We start from the raw sequence: 15587 nt of genomic DNA on the forward strand, positions 1-15587 counted from the left end.
CGGGGTCCTTCTTCTGTCGGACCCTTTGCCGGACCGGTGACGGTCCTGGACCGGTGTGGGTCGGGGAAGACGGTCGCGAGGGATCGGCCGTCTCCCCCGGCGGGGGTGGACCCTCAAGTACGCGCCGGTCACGGGGAGACCGGTGGCGCGTACCCCGCAGTGAAGGTCCGTCCCGGCCGCCGCGGACTCCTGCCAGAACCGCTTCGGCCTCGTCCCCATGGTGGTCCGCGCGGCGGTCCGGGGCACGGTGGCGAACGGCCCCGCCGATTGGGCCGTTGGTCCTCAAATCACGCGTGAAGCTACACTCACCGCCGGCAGCAGCGAGGGCAGTCCCAGGGGAGGCCGCGGTGGCGGTGAACGCGAAGAAGATCGCCGTCTATCTACTCGTGGTCTTCGTGCTGTATTTGATCATCACGGATCCGGCGAAGGCAGCGGACTACGTCCAGATAGTGTTCGAAGGCATATCGGACGCCGCCAGGGCCATCGGTGACTTCATGACCTGGGCCGCCAACGGAGGTAAGTGATGATCCGCCATCTGGTTCTGCTCAAGCTCAACGAAGGCGTGGAGCGTGACGACCCCCGGGTCGTCGCGGGCGTCGAGGCGTTCACCGCGCTCGGCGGCACGATCGCGGAACTCCGCTTCTGGGAGGTGGGCTGGAACATCAGCGACCGCCCCATCGCGTACGACTTCGCGATCAACTCGGCGGTCGACGACGCCGACGCCCTCAAGCGCTATCTGGACCACCCGGCCCACCAGGCGGGCGTGGCGTTGTGGCGCGAGTTCGCCACCTGGGTCGTCGCCGACTACGAGTTCTGAGAAACGGCCGGTCAGACCGGCCCGCAGAGCCCGCGCAGAGCCCTTCGCCGCAATGGCGGAGGGCTCCTTCGCGTCACATGAACCCATGCGTGAACCCACGTATGAATCCACGTATGAAGCAATTCACCCTCAACACGGAGTAATACGGTGCTTGCACACAGTGCACATGTCTTGTGATGCTATGACCGCTTTTGACGGATGAGTTGACAGATTACGAGGTGGAGTTGACCGTGCCGGCCAGTACTGCGCCTCAAGCACCGCCCCAGGGCTCCCCGGCGGACACGCCCCGGCGGCCCCCGATGGGCGCACCCCAGCAGTCCCCGGCGGTCCTACAGCCCCCGGTGGTCCTGCAACCCCCGGCGGTCCTACAGCCCTCGACAGACCCACGGTCCCCGGTGGACCCACAGTCCCCGGTGGACCCACAGTCCCTGGCGGACCCACAGTCCTCGACGGACCCGCAGCCCCCGGCGGACAGCCCCCCGCCGCAGCCCCCCATCGCCGCCACCCCGCAGCGCAGCACCCGGGGGGCGGACACCCGGGCGCTCACCCAGGTGCTGTTCGGGGAGCTGAAGCAGCATCAGCCGGGCACGCCGGAGCACAACCGGGTGCGCGGCGCGCTCATCGAGGCCAATCTCCCGCTCGTGCGCTACGCCGCCGCCCGCTTCCGCTCCCGCAACGAGCCGATGGAGGACGTGGTCCAGGTCGGCACCATCGGGCTGATCAACGCCATCGACCGGTTCGACCCGGAGCGGGGCGTGCAGTTCCCCACCTTCGCCATGCCGACGGTCGTCGGGGAGATCAAGCGCTACTTCCGGGACAACGTCCGCACGGTCCACGTACCGCGTCGCCTGCATGAGCTGTGGGTGCAGGTGAACAGCGCGACCGAGGACCTGACCACCGCCTTCGGGCGCTCCCCGACCACCGCCGAGATCGCCGAGCGGCTGCGGATCTCCGAGGACGAGGTGCTCTCCTGCATCGAGGCCGGGCGGTCGTACCACGCGACCTCGCTGGAGGCCGCCCAGGAGGGCGACGGCCTGCCCGGACTGCTGGACCGGCTCGGCTACGAGGACCCGGCCCTGGACGGGGTCGAGCACCGGGATCTCGTACGGCATCTGCTGGTTCAGCTTCCGGAACGTGAACAGCGAATTCTGCTGCTGCGGTACTACAGCAATCTCACGCAGTCCCAGATCAGCGCCGAACTCGGCGTCTCGCAAATGCATGTCTCCCGGCTGCTGGCGCGCAGTTTCCAGCGGCTGCGGACGGCGAACCGCATCGACGCCTGACGGCCGCGCCCGGCCCGGGGTGGCCGGAAGCGGCCCGCGCCGGGCCGGAAGCGGAGCGTCCGGTGACGCGTGACCGGCTGGGCGGCAGGGACGTATCCGGAGCGGGCGGGCCGCCGGTGGGCCGGGGCACCCGGACGAGCCCGGTGGCCGGTCCGGATGAGACCGGCGGGCGGATCGGGTGCGACCGGTGAGCGGTCCGGGTGCGACCGGTGGGCGGACCGGCGCACAACCGAAAGCGAGAGCGATCTGTCACCTCCGCGAGCGAATCGCCCACCAGGGATGTTGGTGGCGGATTCGGGCTGAAAAACCGTCACACCCCCTTTTTCCAGGGCCGATTCGCGTCTCGCATGTCGACATGTCACTACAGCGTGTTGCCGACATGTGACATTCTGCGGGAAGCGCGTTTGCCGTGGCTCCGGCTCCGGTATTCAGGTGAAGGCTGCGCTCCTCGGCAGAGGAGCGGCCACGACCGTCCCGCGACCCAAAGGGGGTGGCATGTCCGCAGACCAGGGCAGCTCGAAGGTGCTCACGCTGACGAAGAGCGATGCGCCCGAGGCGCTCGACACGCTCGGCCCCATCGACGTCATCGACGCCACGTCGGCTCTCCCGGCCGTCCCGGCCCCGGCCGTACCGGCCGCCTCGGAAGCCATCGACACCCGCACCCTGTCCCGCTCGCTGTTCCTGCGGCTCGCCGCCCTCGACGAGAACAGCCCCGAGCGGGCCTATGTCCGGGACACCTTGATCGAGCTGAACCTTCCGCTGGTGCGGTACGCGGCGGCCCGGTTCCGCTCACGCAACGAGCCGATGGAAGACATCGTCCAGGTCGGCACCATCGGGCTGATCAAGGCGATCGACCGGTTCGACTGCGAACGCGGGGTGGAGTTCCCGACGTTCGCCATGCCGACCGTCGTCGGCGAGATCAAGCGGTTCTTCCGGGACACCTCGTGGTCGGTACGGGTGCCGCGCCGGCTCCAGGAGCTGCGGCTGGCCCTCACCAAGGCCAGCGACGAACTCTCCCAGAAGCTGGACCGCTCCCCGACGGTCACCGAGCTGGCCGCGGTCCTCGGTGTCTCCGAGGAGGACGTGGTCGACGGCCTGGCCGTGGGCAACGCCTACACCGCGTCCTCGCTGGACTCCCCGGCGCCCGAGGACGACGGCGGCGAGGGCTCCCTCGCGGACCGCCTCGGCTACGAGGACACCGCGCTGGAGGGCGTCGAGTACCGCGAGTCCCTCAAGCCGCTGCTGGCCAAGCTGCCGCCCCGCGAGCGCCGGATCATCATGCTCCGCTTCTTCGCCAACATGACCCAGTCCCAGATCGGCGAGGAGGTCGGCATCTCCCAGATGCACGTCTCCCGGCTGCTGACCCGGACCCTGGCGCAGCTCCGCGAGGGCCTGATCTCGGACTAGAGGCCGGGAGGCCGGGTATCCGGAGTATCCGGGGTATCCGGCCGAGGTCACCTTGCGGGGGGGGATCCGCCCCCGCACTGCTTCTTTACTGGCGTGCCGTCAGCCACATTGGCCGCTTTCCGCGTGCGGGGGGGCGGAGGCGACGGTTCCGTGGCGGTGGGCTCAGGAGACGGCTCCGTGGGCTCGGGAGACGGCCGTACGTCGTCGGCGGCGCCGCCTTCGCAAGGAGTACGGCTTCGGCGGCGCCGGGTGGAAGCGGGGCTTCCCCCTACTTCAGCGCCAGCCAGGCCACCGCCGCCACGATCACGACCGCCGCGACCACGCCGAGGATCAGGCCCAGCCTGGGGCCCGAGGAGGTCTGCTGGGGGCGGCTGCTCTGGGGGTCGTCGACGAAGGCGCGGAACATCTGAGTGCTGCCCGCGGGGTCCGGGGTGCCCTGGGGATTCTGGGAGTTGGCCATGGGTCGAGACGTTCGCTTCGTCGGCGGCGCCGCCTATGGGGGGGGTTCGGTGGGGGGGGTGGTGATGTCACCCGGAGTTGGGTCTTCTGGGGGCTGTGCCCCCAGACCCCCCTTTCGGCCTGAACGGCCTCGTCCTCAATCGCCGGACGGGCTCAGAAGACACCTGCCGTCCACCGGGCTCCTCCCCCGCCCCACCTGCCTCTTTACACCCGTCAATACTTGCCTTTGCCAAACTTTTGCTGCCCTCAGCATCCTTTTATTTGCCTGCGACAACCATCCGCTTTTAAGGTTGCCTCAAGCAACGATCTTGGGGAGGGCTGGGTGGCGGAGTCGACGCAGTACGCCGAACTGGCGCGGCAGCTCAGTGCCGTTGGCGCGGTCAAGCGGGAGTTGGCGCGGATCGCGCCCGCTTCCTGTCCGGCCGGATCGATCGCCGCCCTGATGGTGATCGACCAGCACGGGGACATCCGGATCGGGCAGCTGGCGGAGTCGCTGGTCGTGGACATGTCCGTCACCAGCCGGCACGTCGCCCATCTCGCCGACCGTGGGCTCATCGAACGCAGCTGTGACCCCGCCGACAAACGCTCCCGCATTCTGCGGTTGACCCCCGCCGGGCACGAGGTGCTCGACGACATGCAGCGGCGCACCACCGCGCTGGTGGCCGAGCGGCTGAGCGACTGGACCGAGGGCGAGATCGGGGACCTGACCCGGCTGATGGCCCGGCTGCGGGCGAGTTTCAGCGAGCATCGGCCGAGTGCTATTGCGAACGTCTGACCGTCGAACGTCAGTTCAGGCAGTGCCGTCAGTGCAGTCGGCGCGGTCAGTGCGGTCAGTGCGGTCGATTCAGTCCACCCCGACACCCGTACATCTGCGCACGTAGAGGAAGAAAAGGAAGTCCATGGCAACAACCACACCAGCCGGTGTGCGGGCGCACGCCAAGCATGGGGGAGGCTCCCACGGCGAAGCCATGTCGCACCGGCAGATCATGGAGGCGCTGACCGGGCTGCTGCTCGGCATGTTCGTGGCGATCCTGTCGTCGACGATCGTCTCCAACGCGCTGCCCGACATCATCACCGACCTCGGCGGCGGCCAGAGCGCGTACACCTGGGTCGTCACCGCCGCGCTGCTGGCGATGACCGCGTCCACCCCGCTGTGGGGCAAGCTCTCCGATCTGTTCTCCAAGAAGCTGCTGGTCCAGATCGCCCTGGTGATTTTCGTACTGGGCTCGGCGGCGGCCGGACTCTCGCAGAACCCGGCGACCCTGATCATCTTCCGTGCCGTGCAGGGCATCGGCATGGGCGGGCTGTCGTCGCTGGCCCAGATCATCCTCGCGGCGATGATCTCCCCGCGCGAGCGCGGCCGGTACAACGGCTACCTCGGCGCCACCTTCGCCACCGCCATGGTCGGCGGCCCGCTGATCGGCGGTGTCATCACCGACACCTCCTGGCTCGGCTGGCGCTGGTGCTTCTACGTCGGCGTGCCCTTCGCGATCGTCGCCCTGGTCGTGCTCCAGCGCACCCTGCATCTGCCCGTCGCCAAGCGGCGGGTGAAGGTCGACTGGGCCGGGGCCTTCCTCATCACCGCCGCCGTCAGTCTGCTGCTGGTCTGGGTCACCTTCGCCGGGAGCAAGTACGACTGGGTGTCCTGGCAGACGTACGCCATGGTCGGCGGGACGCTCGCGCTGCTGCTGCTGTTCGTGTTCACCGAGTCCCGGGCGAGCGAGCCGATCGTCCCGCTGCGGCTGTTCCGCAACCGGACCATCTCGCTGGCCTCGCTGGCCTCGCTGTTCGTCGGCATCGCGATGTTCACGGGCACGATCTTCTTCTCCCAGTACTTCCAGCTCGCCCGCGACAAGTCGCCCACCATGTCCGGCGTCATGACCATCCCGATGATCATGGGTCTGTTCCTGTCCTCCACGGTCTCCGGCCGGATCATCACCCGCACCGGACGCTGGAAGAGCTGGCTGCTCATCGGCGGCGTCCTGGTGACCGCCGGACTCGGGCTGCTGAGCACCATCGAGTACGACACCGCCTACTGGCACGTGGCGATCTACATGGCCCTGCTGGGTCTCGGCGTCGGCATGATGATGCAGAACCTCGTGCTGGCCACCCAGAACCAGGTCGCCCCGAGCGACCTCGGTGCCGCCAGCTCGGTCGTGAACTTCTTCCGCTCCCTGGGCGGCGCCGTCGGCGTCTCCGCCCTCGGCGCGGTCCTCGCCCATCGGATCACCCACTACGTCGAGCAGGGCGCCGCCTCCCTCGACCCGCGGTCGGCCGCCCAACTGGCCGGCGGCGGCGACACCAGCGGCGCCCTCCCGGACATGAACGCCCTGCCCGGCCCGATCCGCACCCTCATGGAGAGCAGCTACGGCAGCGGGATCGCCGATGTCTTCCTGTACGCGGCGCCCATCGCCCTGCTCGCCCTGCTCTGCGCCCTGTTCATCAAGGAGGTGCCGTTGCGCACCCAGGGGGCGCTGGCCCAGGCTGCCGCCGAGGCGGCCCCGGGTCCGGCGGGGAGTGAGGGAGCGGCGGGAATGGCAGGGGCGGCGGGAGCGGCGGAGGCTGCGGTCGCCGAGGTGAAGGTGCCGGTCATGGTCGGCGCCGCGTCGGTCGGCGATTCGGCCGGCGATTCGGTCACCGGATCGGTCGGCGGATCGGTCGGTGGATCGGCCGGTGCGGAGATCGGCGGCACCCGGCGGCTCGCCGGCGTCGCCTCCGCCACGTCCGAACCGGCGTTCGGCGCCGCCTCCGGTTCCGGTGGTGGCACGATCCCCGTGCGCGGGACCGTGCACGGGGCCGAGCACGCGCCCGTGCCGCAGGCCGCCGTCACCCTGATCTCGCTGGGCGGGCGGCAGCTCGGCCGCTCGATCGCCCAGGGCGACGGCTCCTACGCGCTCGACGCGCCCGGCGCCGGATCGTACGTCCTGATCGCCTCCGCCGACGGGTTCCAGCCACAGGCGTCCACGATCGTCGTGAACGGTGAGCCGTTCTCGTACGACATCCTGCTCAGCGGGACCAGTGGGCTGACCGGTGTGGTGCGGGCCGCGGTGGGCGGGCTGGCGGTCAAGGACGCGATGGTGATCGTCACCGATGTGCGCGGGGATCTGCTGGCCACCCAGACCACCGGCGAGCAGGGCGAGTTCGTGCTCGCGGAGCTGGTGCCGGGGCCGGTGACCGTCGCCGTCACCGCCGCCGGTTTCCGGCCACGGGCGCTGCCCGTGGAGGTCGGGGGCACCGGGGTCACCCGGATCGAGGTCGACCTGGACGCGGGGGCCCGGGTCCAGGGGATCGTCCGCGCCCCGCACGGGCCGCTCGCCGATGCCCGGGTCACCCTGGTCGACGCGGCCGGGAACGTGGCCGGCACCGCGACCACCGGGACGGACGGGGCGTACGCCTTCACCGATCTGGACAGCGGGGAGTACACGGTCATCGCGACGGGCTATCCGCCGCTGGCGACCTCGCTGACCGTCTCCGGCCACGGTGCCGACGACCACGACATCAGCCTCGCCCACCCCGGCGAGTGACCCGACAGACGACCGTTGCGCACGACCTTTGGGGAGAACGGGATGGGACTGACCGCGCAGATCCGTACGCGGGACGGGTGGGCCGTGTCGCACGCGGTCGTGACGGTGATGGACATGACCGGCACGCAGGTGCTGCGGCTGGAGGCGGACGTGGAAGGCACGGTGGCGGACCCGGCCGCGCTGGCGCCGGGGGCGTACACCGTGATCGTCACGGCGATCGGGTACGCGCCCGAGGCCCGCAGCGCGATCGTCACCGCGAGCGGCCGGGCCGAACTCGGCACGCTGACACTGGCCCGGCAGGGCGGCACCGAGCTGCCCCCGCCGGGGCCGTGGACCATCGACCCGGCGCACTCCAGCGTCGGCGCGGTCGCCCAGCACCTGGGGATCTCCAGCGTGCACGGGCGGTTCACGGAATTCTCCGGGTCGATCGAGATCGCCCCCGACGAGGTGGCCAAGTCCCGGGTGACGGCGGTGATCCGGGCCGCGTCGATCGACACCGGGAACGGGACGCGGGACGGGCATCTGCGCTCGGCCGACTTCCTGGACGTGGAGCGGTTCCCGGAGATCGGCTACCGCTCGACCGGGCTGACGACGGCGGGCCCCGACCGGTGGACCGTCCACGGCGAACTGTCGCTGCACGGGGTGGTACGGCCGGTGGATCTCGGGCTCGCCTATCTCGGCACCGGCCCGGACACCTGGGGCGGCGTCCGCGCCGCGTTCCGCGCGACGGCCGAACTGCGGCGCGAGGACTTCGCCATGCACTACAACCAGGTGGTGCGGGCGGGGATCGGGGCGATCGGTACGACGCTGAAGGTGCGGCTGGACATCCAGGCGGTGCGGGGGGAGGTGCTGCCGGAGGGCTGATGTCCCGTGCGGCCTGAGGGGCCAGTGGATCTGACGTCCTGTGCGTAGGCACGGCAGTGACAGGCAGCGGCGGCGACGGGCGCCTAGGCTGCCCGGTATGGCACCGAACATCGCGACGAACACAACGGTCTCCCTGGCCGAGCTGCTGGAATTCGTGCGTCCCCGGCACCGGGCGATCCTGCTGACCCGGCGGGCCGACGGCGCTCCGCAGGGCTCGCCGCTGGCCTGCGGGGTCGACGACTCCGGGCGGATCGTGGTCTCCACGTATCCCGAGCGGGCGAAGACGCGCAACGCCAAGCGGGACGCCCGGGTGAGTGTGATCGTGCTGAGCGACGAGTGGGACGGGCCGTGGGTGCAGGTGGACGGCACCGCCGAGGTCATCGACCCGCCGGACTCCGTCGAGCCGCTGGTGGAGTACTACCGGAACATCGCCGGGGAGCACCCGGACTGGGACGAGTACCGGGCGGCGATGGTGAAGCAGGGGAAGTCGATCGTGCGGGTGACGCCGGAACGGTGGGGGCCGATCGCCACCGGCGGTTTTCCGGCCCGGGTGGTCGAGGGCGGGCAGTGAATCGCGGTCACTTCGGCCCTTGACGCGGGCCCGCCATGGCCTCGATACCCGCGATCAGGAGGTCCGGGGCGAGGGCGAAGCCCCGGTCCAGCAGGTCACCTCGGTGATCCGGCCCCGGTCGAGGTGCGACGGCTGCCCCTCGCTTCCGCCGTTCCCCCCGTTGCCCCCGTTCCCGCCGTCCCGCCGTCCCGCCGTGACAAGGCTAGGGTCCTTCTGACGGATCACCAGAAGGACCCTGGGGTCCTCGGCCGACGACGGGCGGCTGGGGCCGGGGTTGGGGCTGGGGCTGGGGCCGCGGTGTGGCGGATGTCGGCCGGACGCCGGAAGACGGCTGGGACTGGGACTGCCTCGGCTCGGGCTGGGGCGGCTGGGTCTGCGGCGGCTGAGACTGCGGCGGCTCGGGCTGGGGCTGCGGCTGCGGCTGCGGCTCAGGCTGCGGCGGCTCGGGATGGGGCTGCGGCTCAGGCTGGGGCGGCTGGGGCTCCGGCTCGGTCCGGGACCGCGGCGGCTGGGCGGAGCCCTTCCCCACCTTCTCCCCCTCCGCGTCGATCTGCGGCAGCAGCCGGTCCAGCCACTTCGGGGTCCACCAGGCGTGCGGGCCGAGCAGTGTCATCACCGCCGGGACCAGCAGCAGCCGTACGACGGTCGCGTCGATGAGGACGCTCACGGCCAGGCCCAGGCCCAGCATCTTGACCACGATGTTGTCGCTGATGATGAACGCGGCGAAGACGCTCACCATGATCAGGGCCGCGCAGGTGATGACCCGCGCGGTGATCTCCAGGGCGTGCGCGACCGCGGCCCTGGCGTCGCCCGTGCGGAGCCAGCCCTCATGGACGCGGGAGAGCAGGAAGATCTCGTAGTCCATGCTCAGGCCGAAGATGATCGCGAACATCATCATCGGGACGTAGCTCTCGATGGGGACCGTGCCCGAGACACCGAGGGCCGGGCCGCCCCAGCCCCACTGGAAGACGGCCACGACGACCCCGTACGAGGCCGCGATGGACAGGACGTTGAGGACGGCCGCCTTCACGGCCACGAGGAGGCCGTGGAAGACCGCCAGGATGATCAGGAAGGCGAGGGCGACCACGACCCCGATGATCAGCGGCAGCCGCTCGGCGACGATGTCCCGGAAGTCGACCTGGGCGGCCGTGGAACCGGTGACATAGCCCTTGGCGGCGGTGCCCTTCAGGGCCGCGGGGAGGGTGTCGTGGATCAGCCGGTTGGTCAGGGCCGTGGTGTCGGCGCTCTGCGGGGACGCCGACGAATAGACCGTGCCAACCAGGACGTCCCCGTCCCCGGCGGGCATCAGCGGGGTGACCGTCGCCGCGCCCGGTACGGCGTTCAGGGTCCGCTGCGCCTGGGCGGCGACGGCCTGACGCTGGCCGGCGGGCACCGCGGACTGGTCGACGACGATGGTCAGCGGGCCGTTGGAGCCGGGCCCGAACGCGTCGGTCATCAGGTCGTACGCCCGCCGGTCGGTGAAGGACGTCGGGTCGGCGCCGTCGTCGATATGGCCGAGCTGGATGGAGAAGACGGGGATCGCGAGGACGACGATGGCCGTCACCCCGGCCGCCAGATAGCGCAGCGGCCGGCGCTGCACCCGCCGCGCGTACCGGTGCCACATCCCCTGCGGTGCCTCGCCGGGCGGGGCGTCGGTCTCGGCGACCGGGCGGCGTACATGCCAGCGGTCGATCTGATTGCCGATCAGCCCCAGCAGGGCCGGGACCAGCGTCAGCGCGCCGAGCACCGCCGAGATCACGGTCACCGCGGCGGCGGCGCCCAGCTTGCCGATGAAGGAGACGCCGGAGGCGTACAGGCCCGCCAGCGCCACGATCACCGTGCAGCCGGAGACCAGCACGGCCCGGCCGCTGATGGCGTTCGCCAGCCCGGCCGCGCGCACCGGGCTCGCCCCGTCGATGATCCGCTGGCGGTACCGGGTGATCAGGAACAGGGCGTAGTCGATGCCGACGCCGAGCCCGATCATCGTGGCCAGGGTCGGGGAGACGGTGGCGAAGGTGAAGGCGGCGGCGAGCAGTCCGAGGCAGGCCAGTCCGCCGATCACCCCGATCAGCGCGGTGAGCAGCGGGATGAAGGCCGCGATGACACTGCCGAAGCCGATCAGCAGCACGACGACGGCCACCGCGAACCCGATCAGCTCGCTGACCCGGTCGTTCGCCACGGGCCGGGCCAGCTCGCCCAGCGATCCGCCGTACTCGACCTGCGCCCCGGCCGCCCGCAGCGGCTGTACGGAGTCGTCGACGCCGTGCAGATAGCTCCCGCCCAGGTTGGAGGGCATCACGTCGAAGCGGACGGTGATGTAGGCCGTTCTGCCGTCGGTGGCGAGCGGGCCCACGCCCGGGGCGGCCGGCGGGGTGGTCAGCGGGTTCTGCACCGACTGCACATGCGGGAGTCTCTGGAGGCCATCGACCGTCTGCGCGATCTCGGTGCCGAGCGCGGTCAGCGGCTGTCCGGCGTCGTGCAGCACGATCTGCGCGCTGTAGCCGCTGGCCGCCGGGTAGTGCTGCTTGAGGATGTCGCTGCCGTGCTGGGACTGGGCGCCGGGCAGCTCGAAGTTGTCGGCGTAGTTGCCGCCGAAGGCGTGTTCGAGGGCTTGCAGTCCGGCCATCGCGGCCAGCCACGCCACGATGACGATCACGAAATGGCGGGCGCACCATTCCCCGAGCCGTTGCAGGAGGCCGGATCTCGCCCGGCTCAGGGCGCTTGACACGCTCTCATTGGATGCCGGGAGGATCGTCCCGGCATCCTGAGGGGGGCCACATGGGCCATATGGGCCACATGGGGCGGTGCCCCGGAGCCGCTCGCTCCGGGGCACCTGTTCATGCCGTGGATACGGCCCTCATACGGTCCTCAGCCCGCGGTGGGGCTCACCGGCTGGGTCAGGTCGTAGAACGTGCTGGTCCCGGCCGTGACCTCGGTGAAGTTCTCCTGGATCCAGGTGGAGATCTCCGCCGCGGTGCCGCCGTCACCGCCCCCGCCGAAGCCGCCGGCGACGATGAAGTAGTGGATCTGTCCCTCCTCCACGTACTGCTGGAACTGGGCCAGCGTCGGCGAGGGGTCGGTGCCGTTGAAGCCGCCGATGGCCATCACCGGGTCGCCGGTGGCCAGCTGGTAGCTCGCGGCGTTCTGGGCGCCGACGGCCGCCGCCGACCAGGTGAACCCGTCGGAGTCCTCCAGCAGTTGCTTGGCCTCGTCGCTCACGGCGGCCCCGTCGAGCAGGCCGCCCATCGCGCCGCCACCGCCCGCGCCGCCGCCCGTACCGCCACCGGTGCCGCCGCCCTGTTCGGTGCCGCCGCCCGGGGCCTGGCCGCGCGTTCCGCCGCCGAAGCCGCCACCGGCGGGGGGCTGCCCCGTCTGGCCGCCGCCCTGCTGGCCCTGGGTGCCGGGCGGGACGCCACCGGCGCGGGTGCCACCCCCGGCACCACCGCCGCCGCCGAAACCGCCCCCGCCGCCCCGGCCGCCCGCGACCGCCGGACCGGCCGTCACGATCGACCCGGTGTGCCCCACGTCGAGCGTGCTCAGGGTGTACGCCGTCGGACCCGCGAGCGCGGCGACCGCGCCGAGTCCGAGGACGCCGAGGGTCAGCGGACGGCCGAGCCGGGTGACGAAGACCAGACCGAGCGCGGCGGTCAGACCGCCGATCAGCACCAGCCACTTCAGCCACGGCACATAATCGGCCGACTGGTTGAGCAGCACGTACCCCCAGGCCGCCGTCGCCGTGAGGGCGCCCGCGAGGGTGAGCGAGGCCCAGGCCCGGGCGCGCTCCTCCCACAGCACGCTCGCGCCCATGCCGATCAGCGGGGCGATGTAGGGGGCGAGGGCGACGGTGTAGTACTCGTGGAAGATGCCCTGCATGAAGCTGAACACCACCATGGTGATCAGCATCGCGCCGCCCCACAGCAGGAACGCCGAGCGGGCGGTGTCCGTGCGCGGCGCCCTGCGCAGCAGCCAGATCGCCGCGAGGAGCAGGATCAGCGCGGCGGGGATCAGCCAGGAGATCTGGCCGCCGACGGTCGAGGTGAACATCCGGTCCCAGCCGACCTCGCCGCCGCCGCGCCCGCCGCCCCCGCCGACGCTGCCGGTCTCCTCGCCGTTGAGCCGCCCGAGGCCGTTGTAGCCGAAGGTCAGCTCCAGGAAGGAGTTGGTCTGCGAGCCGCCGATGTACGGGCGGGAGGACGCCGGCCACAGTTCGACGATCGCGACCCACCAGCCGCCCGCGAGGACCACCGCGAGCCCGCCGAGCAGTACCTGGCCGATCCGCTTGCGCACGCTCGTCGGCGCGAGGACGAGATAGACGAGGGCCAGCACCGGCAGGATCAGGAACGCCTGGAGGGTCTTGACCAGGAAGGCCAGGCCGATCGCCGCGCCCGCCCACATCAGCCACTTGGTCTGCGCCCGCTCCAGCGCGCGCAGGGTGCAGTACACGGCGGCGGCCATCAGCAGGGCGAGCGCGGCGTCCGGGTTGTTGAAGCGGAACATCAGCGCGGCGACCGGGGTCAGCGCGAACACCGCCATGGTGATCAGCCCGGCCCCGGCGCTGAACCGGCGGCGGACGGCGGCGTACAGCACGCCTGCCGTGGCAACCGCCATCAGCACCTCGGGGAAGAGGATCGCGAAGGAGTTCAGCCCCAGCAGCCGTACCGACAGGGACATCGGCCACAGCGACGCCGGTGGTTTGTCGACGGTGATGGCGTTGCTCGCGTCGAGCGAGCCGAAGAAGAACGCCTTCCAGGACTCGCTGCCCGCCTGGACGGCGGCCGAGTAGAAGGAGTTGGCGTATCCGGAGGAGGTGAGGTTCCAGGTGTAGAGGGCGCCGATCACCACCAGCGTGGCGAGGAACGCCGGGCGCACCCAGCGCGGGTCCTCGGGCCGCCCGCGCCGGACCCGGTTGAGGAAGGGCGGCTTGCGGTGCGGGGCGGCGGGCTGTGTGCCGGACGCCGCGGCGGGCTCGTGGGGGGTGGTCGTCGACGTCATCGGGGGTTCCTCGGGTCCGTCGGATCGGTGTCCTGCGGGTCGCCCGGGCGGGGGCGGAAGGGATCGCTGTCGTGGGGGGTGGGGCCGCCGTCGTCGTACGCCGGGCCGCCGACGTCGTACGCCGGACCGCCCGCGTCGTACGCCGGGCCGCCGGGGTCGTAGGTCCGGCCACTCCCGTCGTACATCCGGCCGCTCCCGTCGTACGACCGACTGCCCTCGCCGTACGACCGACCGCCCCCGTCGTACGGCCGCTGGGGCGGTGGCCCGGGATACGGCTGGCGTCCCGCCGCGCCGGGCGGGCCCGCGTAGGTCGGGGCGGGCGGGCCCTGCGGGGGCCGCGGGGCGAGGCGTGGATCGTGCCCGGCGACGATCGTCGTACCGCCGTGGCCGGGGCCCTCGCGGTGGTCCGGGAAGACCCAGATGCGGAAGAGCAGGAACCGCAGCACGGTCGCGGCGAGGTTGGCGGCGATCAGCACGGCCAGTTCGGTGGAGTGCCCGGGGTCGCCGCTCGCCGCGTTCAGGGCGGCGAGGGAACCGCTGGTCAGCACCAGGCCGATGGCGAACACGACCAGCCCCTGCGCCTGATGCCGGACCACACCCGCCCGGCCGCGCACCCCGAAGGTGAGCCGCCGGTTGGCGGCGGTGTTGCCGAGCGCGGAGACCAGCAGCGCCAGCGCGTTGGCCACCTGCGAGCCGGTGAAACCCCGGAAGGCCGTGTACAGCAGCAGATAGAAGAGGGTGGACAGCGCGCCGACGACACAGAACCCGACGAGCTGGCGGGCCAGCCCCCTGGGTACGTTCGTCAGCTCACGGTCGCGCGGATCGTCGCCGAACGGGCGGGTCAGCCGGTCCAGCGGCAGCGAACCGGTGGCCAGGGCCTTGCCCACCCGCCAGACGCCCTTGAGGTCATCGGTGGCGGTCCGCACCAGGTGCACGGTGGAGTCGGGGTCGTCGACCCAGTCCACCGGCACCTCGTGGATGCGCAGGCCCGCCCGCTCGGCGAGCACCAGCATCTCGGTGTCGAAGAACCACCCGGTGTCCTCGACCAGCGGCAGCAGCGCCCGGGCGACATCGCCGCGGATCGCCTTGAAGCCGCACTGCGCGTCGGAGAACCGGGCCTGGAGCGAGCCGCGCAGGATCAGGTTGTAGGAGCGGGAGATGAACTCCCGTTTGGCGCCGCGCACCACGCGGGAGCTTCTGGCCAGCCGGGAGCCGATCGCCAGGTCCGAGTGGCCCGAGATCAGCGGGGCCACCAGCGGCAGCAGCGCGTTGAGGTCGGTGGACAGATCGACGTCCATGTACGCGAGGACCGGGGCGTCGGAGCCGGACCACACCGTGCGCAGGGCACGGCCGCGGCCCTTCTGCTCCAGCCGCACCGCGCGGACCCCGGGGAGCGTGTCCGCCAGCCGGGCGGACACCTCGGGGGTGGTGTCGGCCGACGCGTTGTCGGCGATCGTGATGCGGAACGGGTAGGGGAAGGTGCGGGTGAGGTGCTCGTGCAGCCGCAGCACACACGGCTCCAGGTCCTTCTCCTCGTTGTAGACGGGAATCACGACGTCGAGGACCGGCGCTCCGGCTGCCGCGGCCGGGAGGTGCTCCCGGGCCGGCAGCGTGGGGGGTTGGGCGCCGCTTGCGGGCGCCCGAGAGTCGGTTCGCATGGAACGACTGTT

At 71.5% G+C, this 15587-nt stretch carries 12 protein-coding genes; 8 read left to right on the forward strand and 4 right to left on the reverse strand.

The window, feature by feature from the left end; genetic code table 11:
• Window positions 1-347: 347 nt before the first annotated feature.
• The 4 genes from ACFXAZ_RS16265 to ACFXAZ_RS16280 all read left to right on the forward strand — a co-directional run bounded on the left by ACFXAZ_RS16265 (window position 348) and on the right by ACFXAZ_RS16280 (window position 3507).
• Window positions 348-524: a hypothetical protein gene (locus tag ACFXAZ_RS16265; protein WP_384590575.1), complete on the forward strand. Its 177-nt coding sequence runs from the start codon at window positions 348-350 to the stop codon at window positions 522-524.
• A complete protein-coding gene (locus tag ACFXAZ_RS16270; protein ID WP_384590578.1) occupies window positions 524-817 on the forward strand; it encodes a Dabb family protein in 294 nt (97 codons plus the stop codon). The genes ACFXAZ_RS16265 and ACFXAZ_RS16270 overlap by 1 nt, the downstream gene beginning before the upstream one ends.
• Before the next feature lie 494 nt (window positions 818-1311).
• Window positions 1312-2100, forward strand: a complete 789-nt coding sequence (locus ACFXAZ_RS16275; protein WP_384590744.1) for an RNA polymerase sigma factor SigF — start codon at window positions 1312-1314, stop codon at window positions 2098-2100.
• A 495-nt stretch (window positions 2101-2595) separates the two neighbouring features.
• Complete coding sequence (locus ACFXAZ_RS16280; RefSeq protein ID WP_384590581.1) at window positions 2596-3507, forward strand: RNA polymerase sigma factor SigF; 912 nt, start codon at window positions 2596-2598, stop codon at window positions 3505-3507.
• A gap of 268 nt (window positions 3508-3775) precedes the next feature.
• Here ACFXAZ_RS16280 and ACFXAZ_RS16285 read toward each other — a convergent pair whose 3' ends face one another.
• Window positions 3776-3967 carry a hypothetical protein gene (locus ACFXAZ_RS16285; RefSeq protein ID WP_384590584.1) on the reverse strand — a complete coding sequence of 64 codons (192 nt, stop codon included), beginning with the start codon at window positions 3965-3967 and terminating at the stop codon, window positions 3776-3778.
• Window positions 3968-4288: 321 nt separating this feature from the next.
• Between ACFXAZ_RS16285 and ACFXAZ_RS16290 the strand changes: the two genes are divergently transcribed.
• The 4 genes from ACFXAZ_RS16290 to ACFXAZ_RS16305 all read left to right on the forward strand — a co-directional run bounded on the left by ACFXAZ_RS16290 (window position 4289) and on the right by ACFXAZ_RS16305 (window position 8925).
• The gene (locus tag ACFXAZ_RS16290; RefSeq protein WP_384590587.1) at window positions 4289-4741 is read left to right on the forward strand and encodes a MarR family winged helix-turn-helix transcriptional regulator; all 453 of its coding nucleotides are present in this window, start codon (window positions 4289-4291) and stop codon (window positions 4739-4741) included.
• A gap of 124 nt (window positions 4742-4865) precedes the next feature.
• On the forward strand, window positions 4866-7490 hold the full coding sequence (locus ACFXAZ_RS16295) for an MFS transporter (RefSeq protein ID WP_384590589.1): 2625 nt from the start codon (window positions 4866-4868) through the stop codon (window positions 7488-7490).
• Between the two features lie 42 nt (window positions 7491-7532).
• Complete coding sequence (locus ACFXAZ_RS16300) at window positions 7533-8354, forward strand: YceI family protein (RefSeq protein WP_384590592.1); 822 nt, start codon at window positions 7533-7535, stop codon at window positions 8352-8354.
• 97 nt (window positions 8355-8451) lie between these two features.
• Complete coding sequence (locus tag ACFXAZ_RS16305) at window positions 8452-8925, forward strand: PPOX class F420-dependent oxidoreductase (RefSeq protein WP_384590595.1); 474 nt, start codon at window positions 8452-8454, stop codon at window positions 8923-8925.
• A gap of 202 nt (window positions 8926-9127) precedes the next feature.
• On the opposite strand, the gene ACFXAZ_RS16310 is transcribed toward ACFXAZ_RS16305, so the two are convergent.
• The 3 genes from ACFXAZ_RS16310 to ACFXAZ_RS16320 all read right to left on the reverse strand — a co-directional run bounded on the left by ACFXAZ_RS16310 (window position 9128) and on the right by ACFXAZ_RS16320 (window position 15575).
• Window positions 9128-11653, reverse strand: a complete 2526-nt coding sequence (locus tag ACFXAZ_RS16310) for an MMPL family transporter (RefSeq protein WP_384590598.1) — start codon at window positions 11651-11653, stop codon at window positions 9128-9130.
• A 140-nt stretch (window positions 11654-11793) separates the two neighbouring features.
• On the reverse strand, window positions 11794-13917 hold the full coding sequence (locus ACFXAZ_RS16315; RefSeq protein ID WP_384590601.1) for an ArnT family glycosyltransferase: 2124 nt from the start codon (window positions 13915-13917) through the stop codon (window positions 11794-11796).
• A complete protein-coding gene (locus tag ACFXAZ_RS16320) occupies window positions 13914-15575 on the reverse strand; it encodes a glycosyltransferase (RefSeq protein ID WP_384590605.1) in 1662 nt (553 codons plus the stop codon). Before ACFXAZ_RS16320 ends, ACFXAZ_RS16315 begins: the two co-directional genes overlap by 4 nt.
• Window positions 15576-15587: the final 12 nt, after the last annotated feature.

It is taken from the genome of Streptomyces sp. NPDC059477 (assembly GCF_042749375.1).
Lineage (GTDB): Bacteria > Actinomycetota > Actinomycetes > Streptomycetales > Streptomycetaceae > Streptomyces.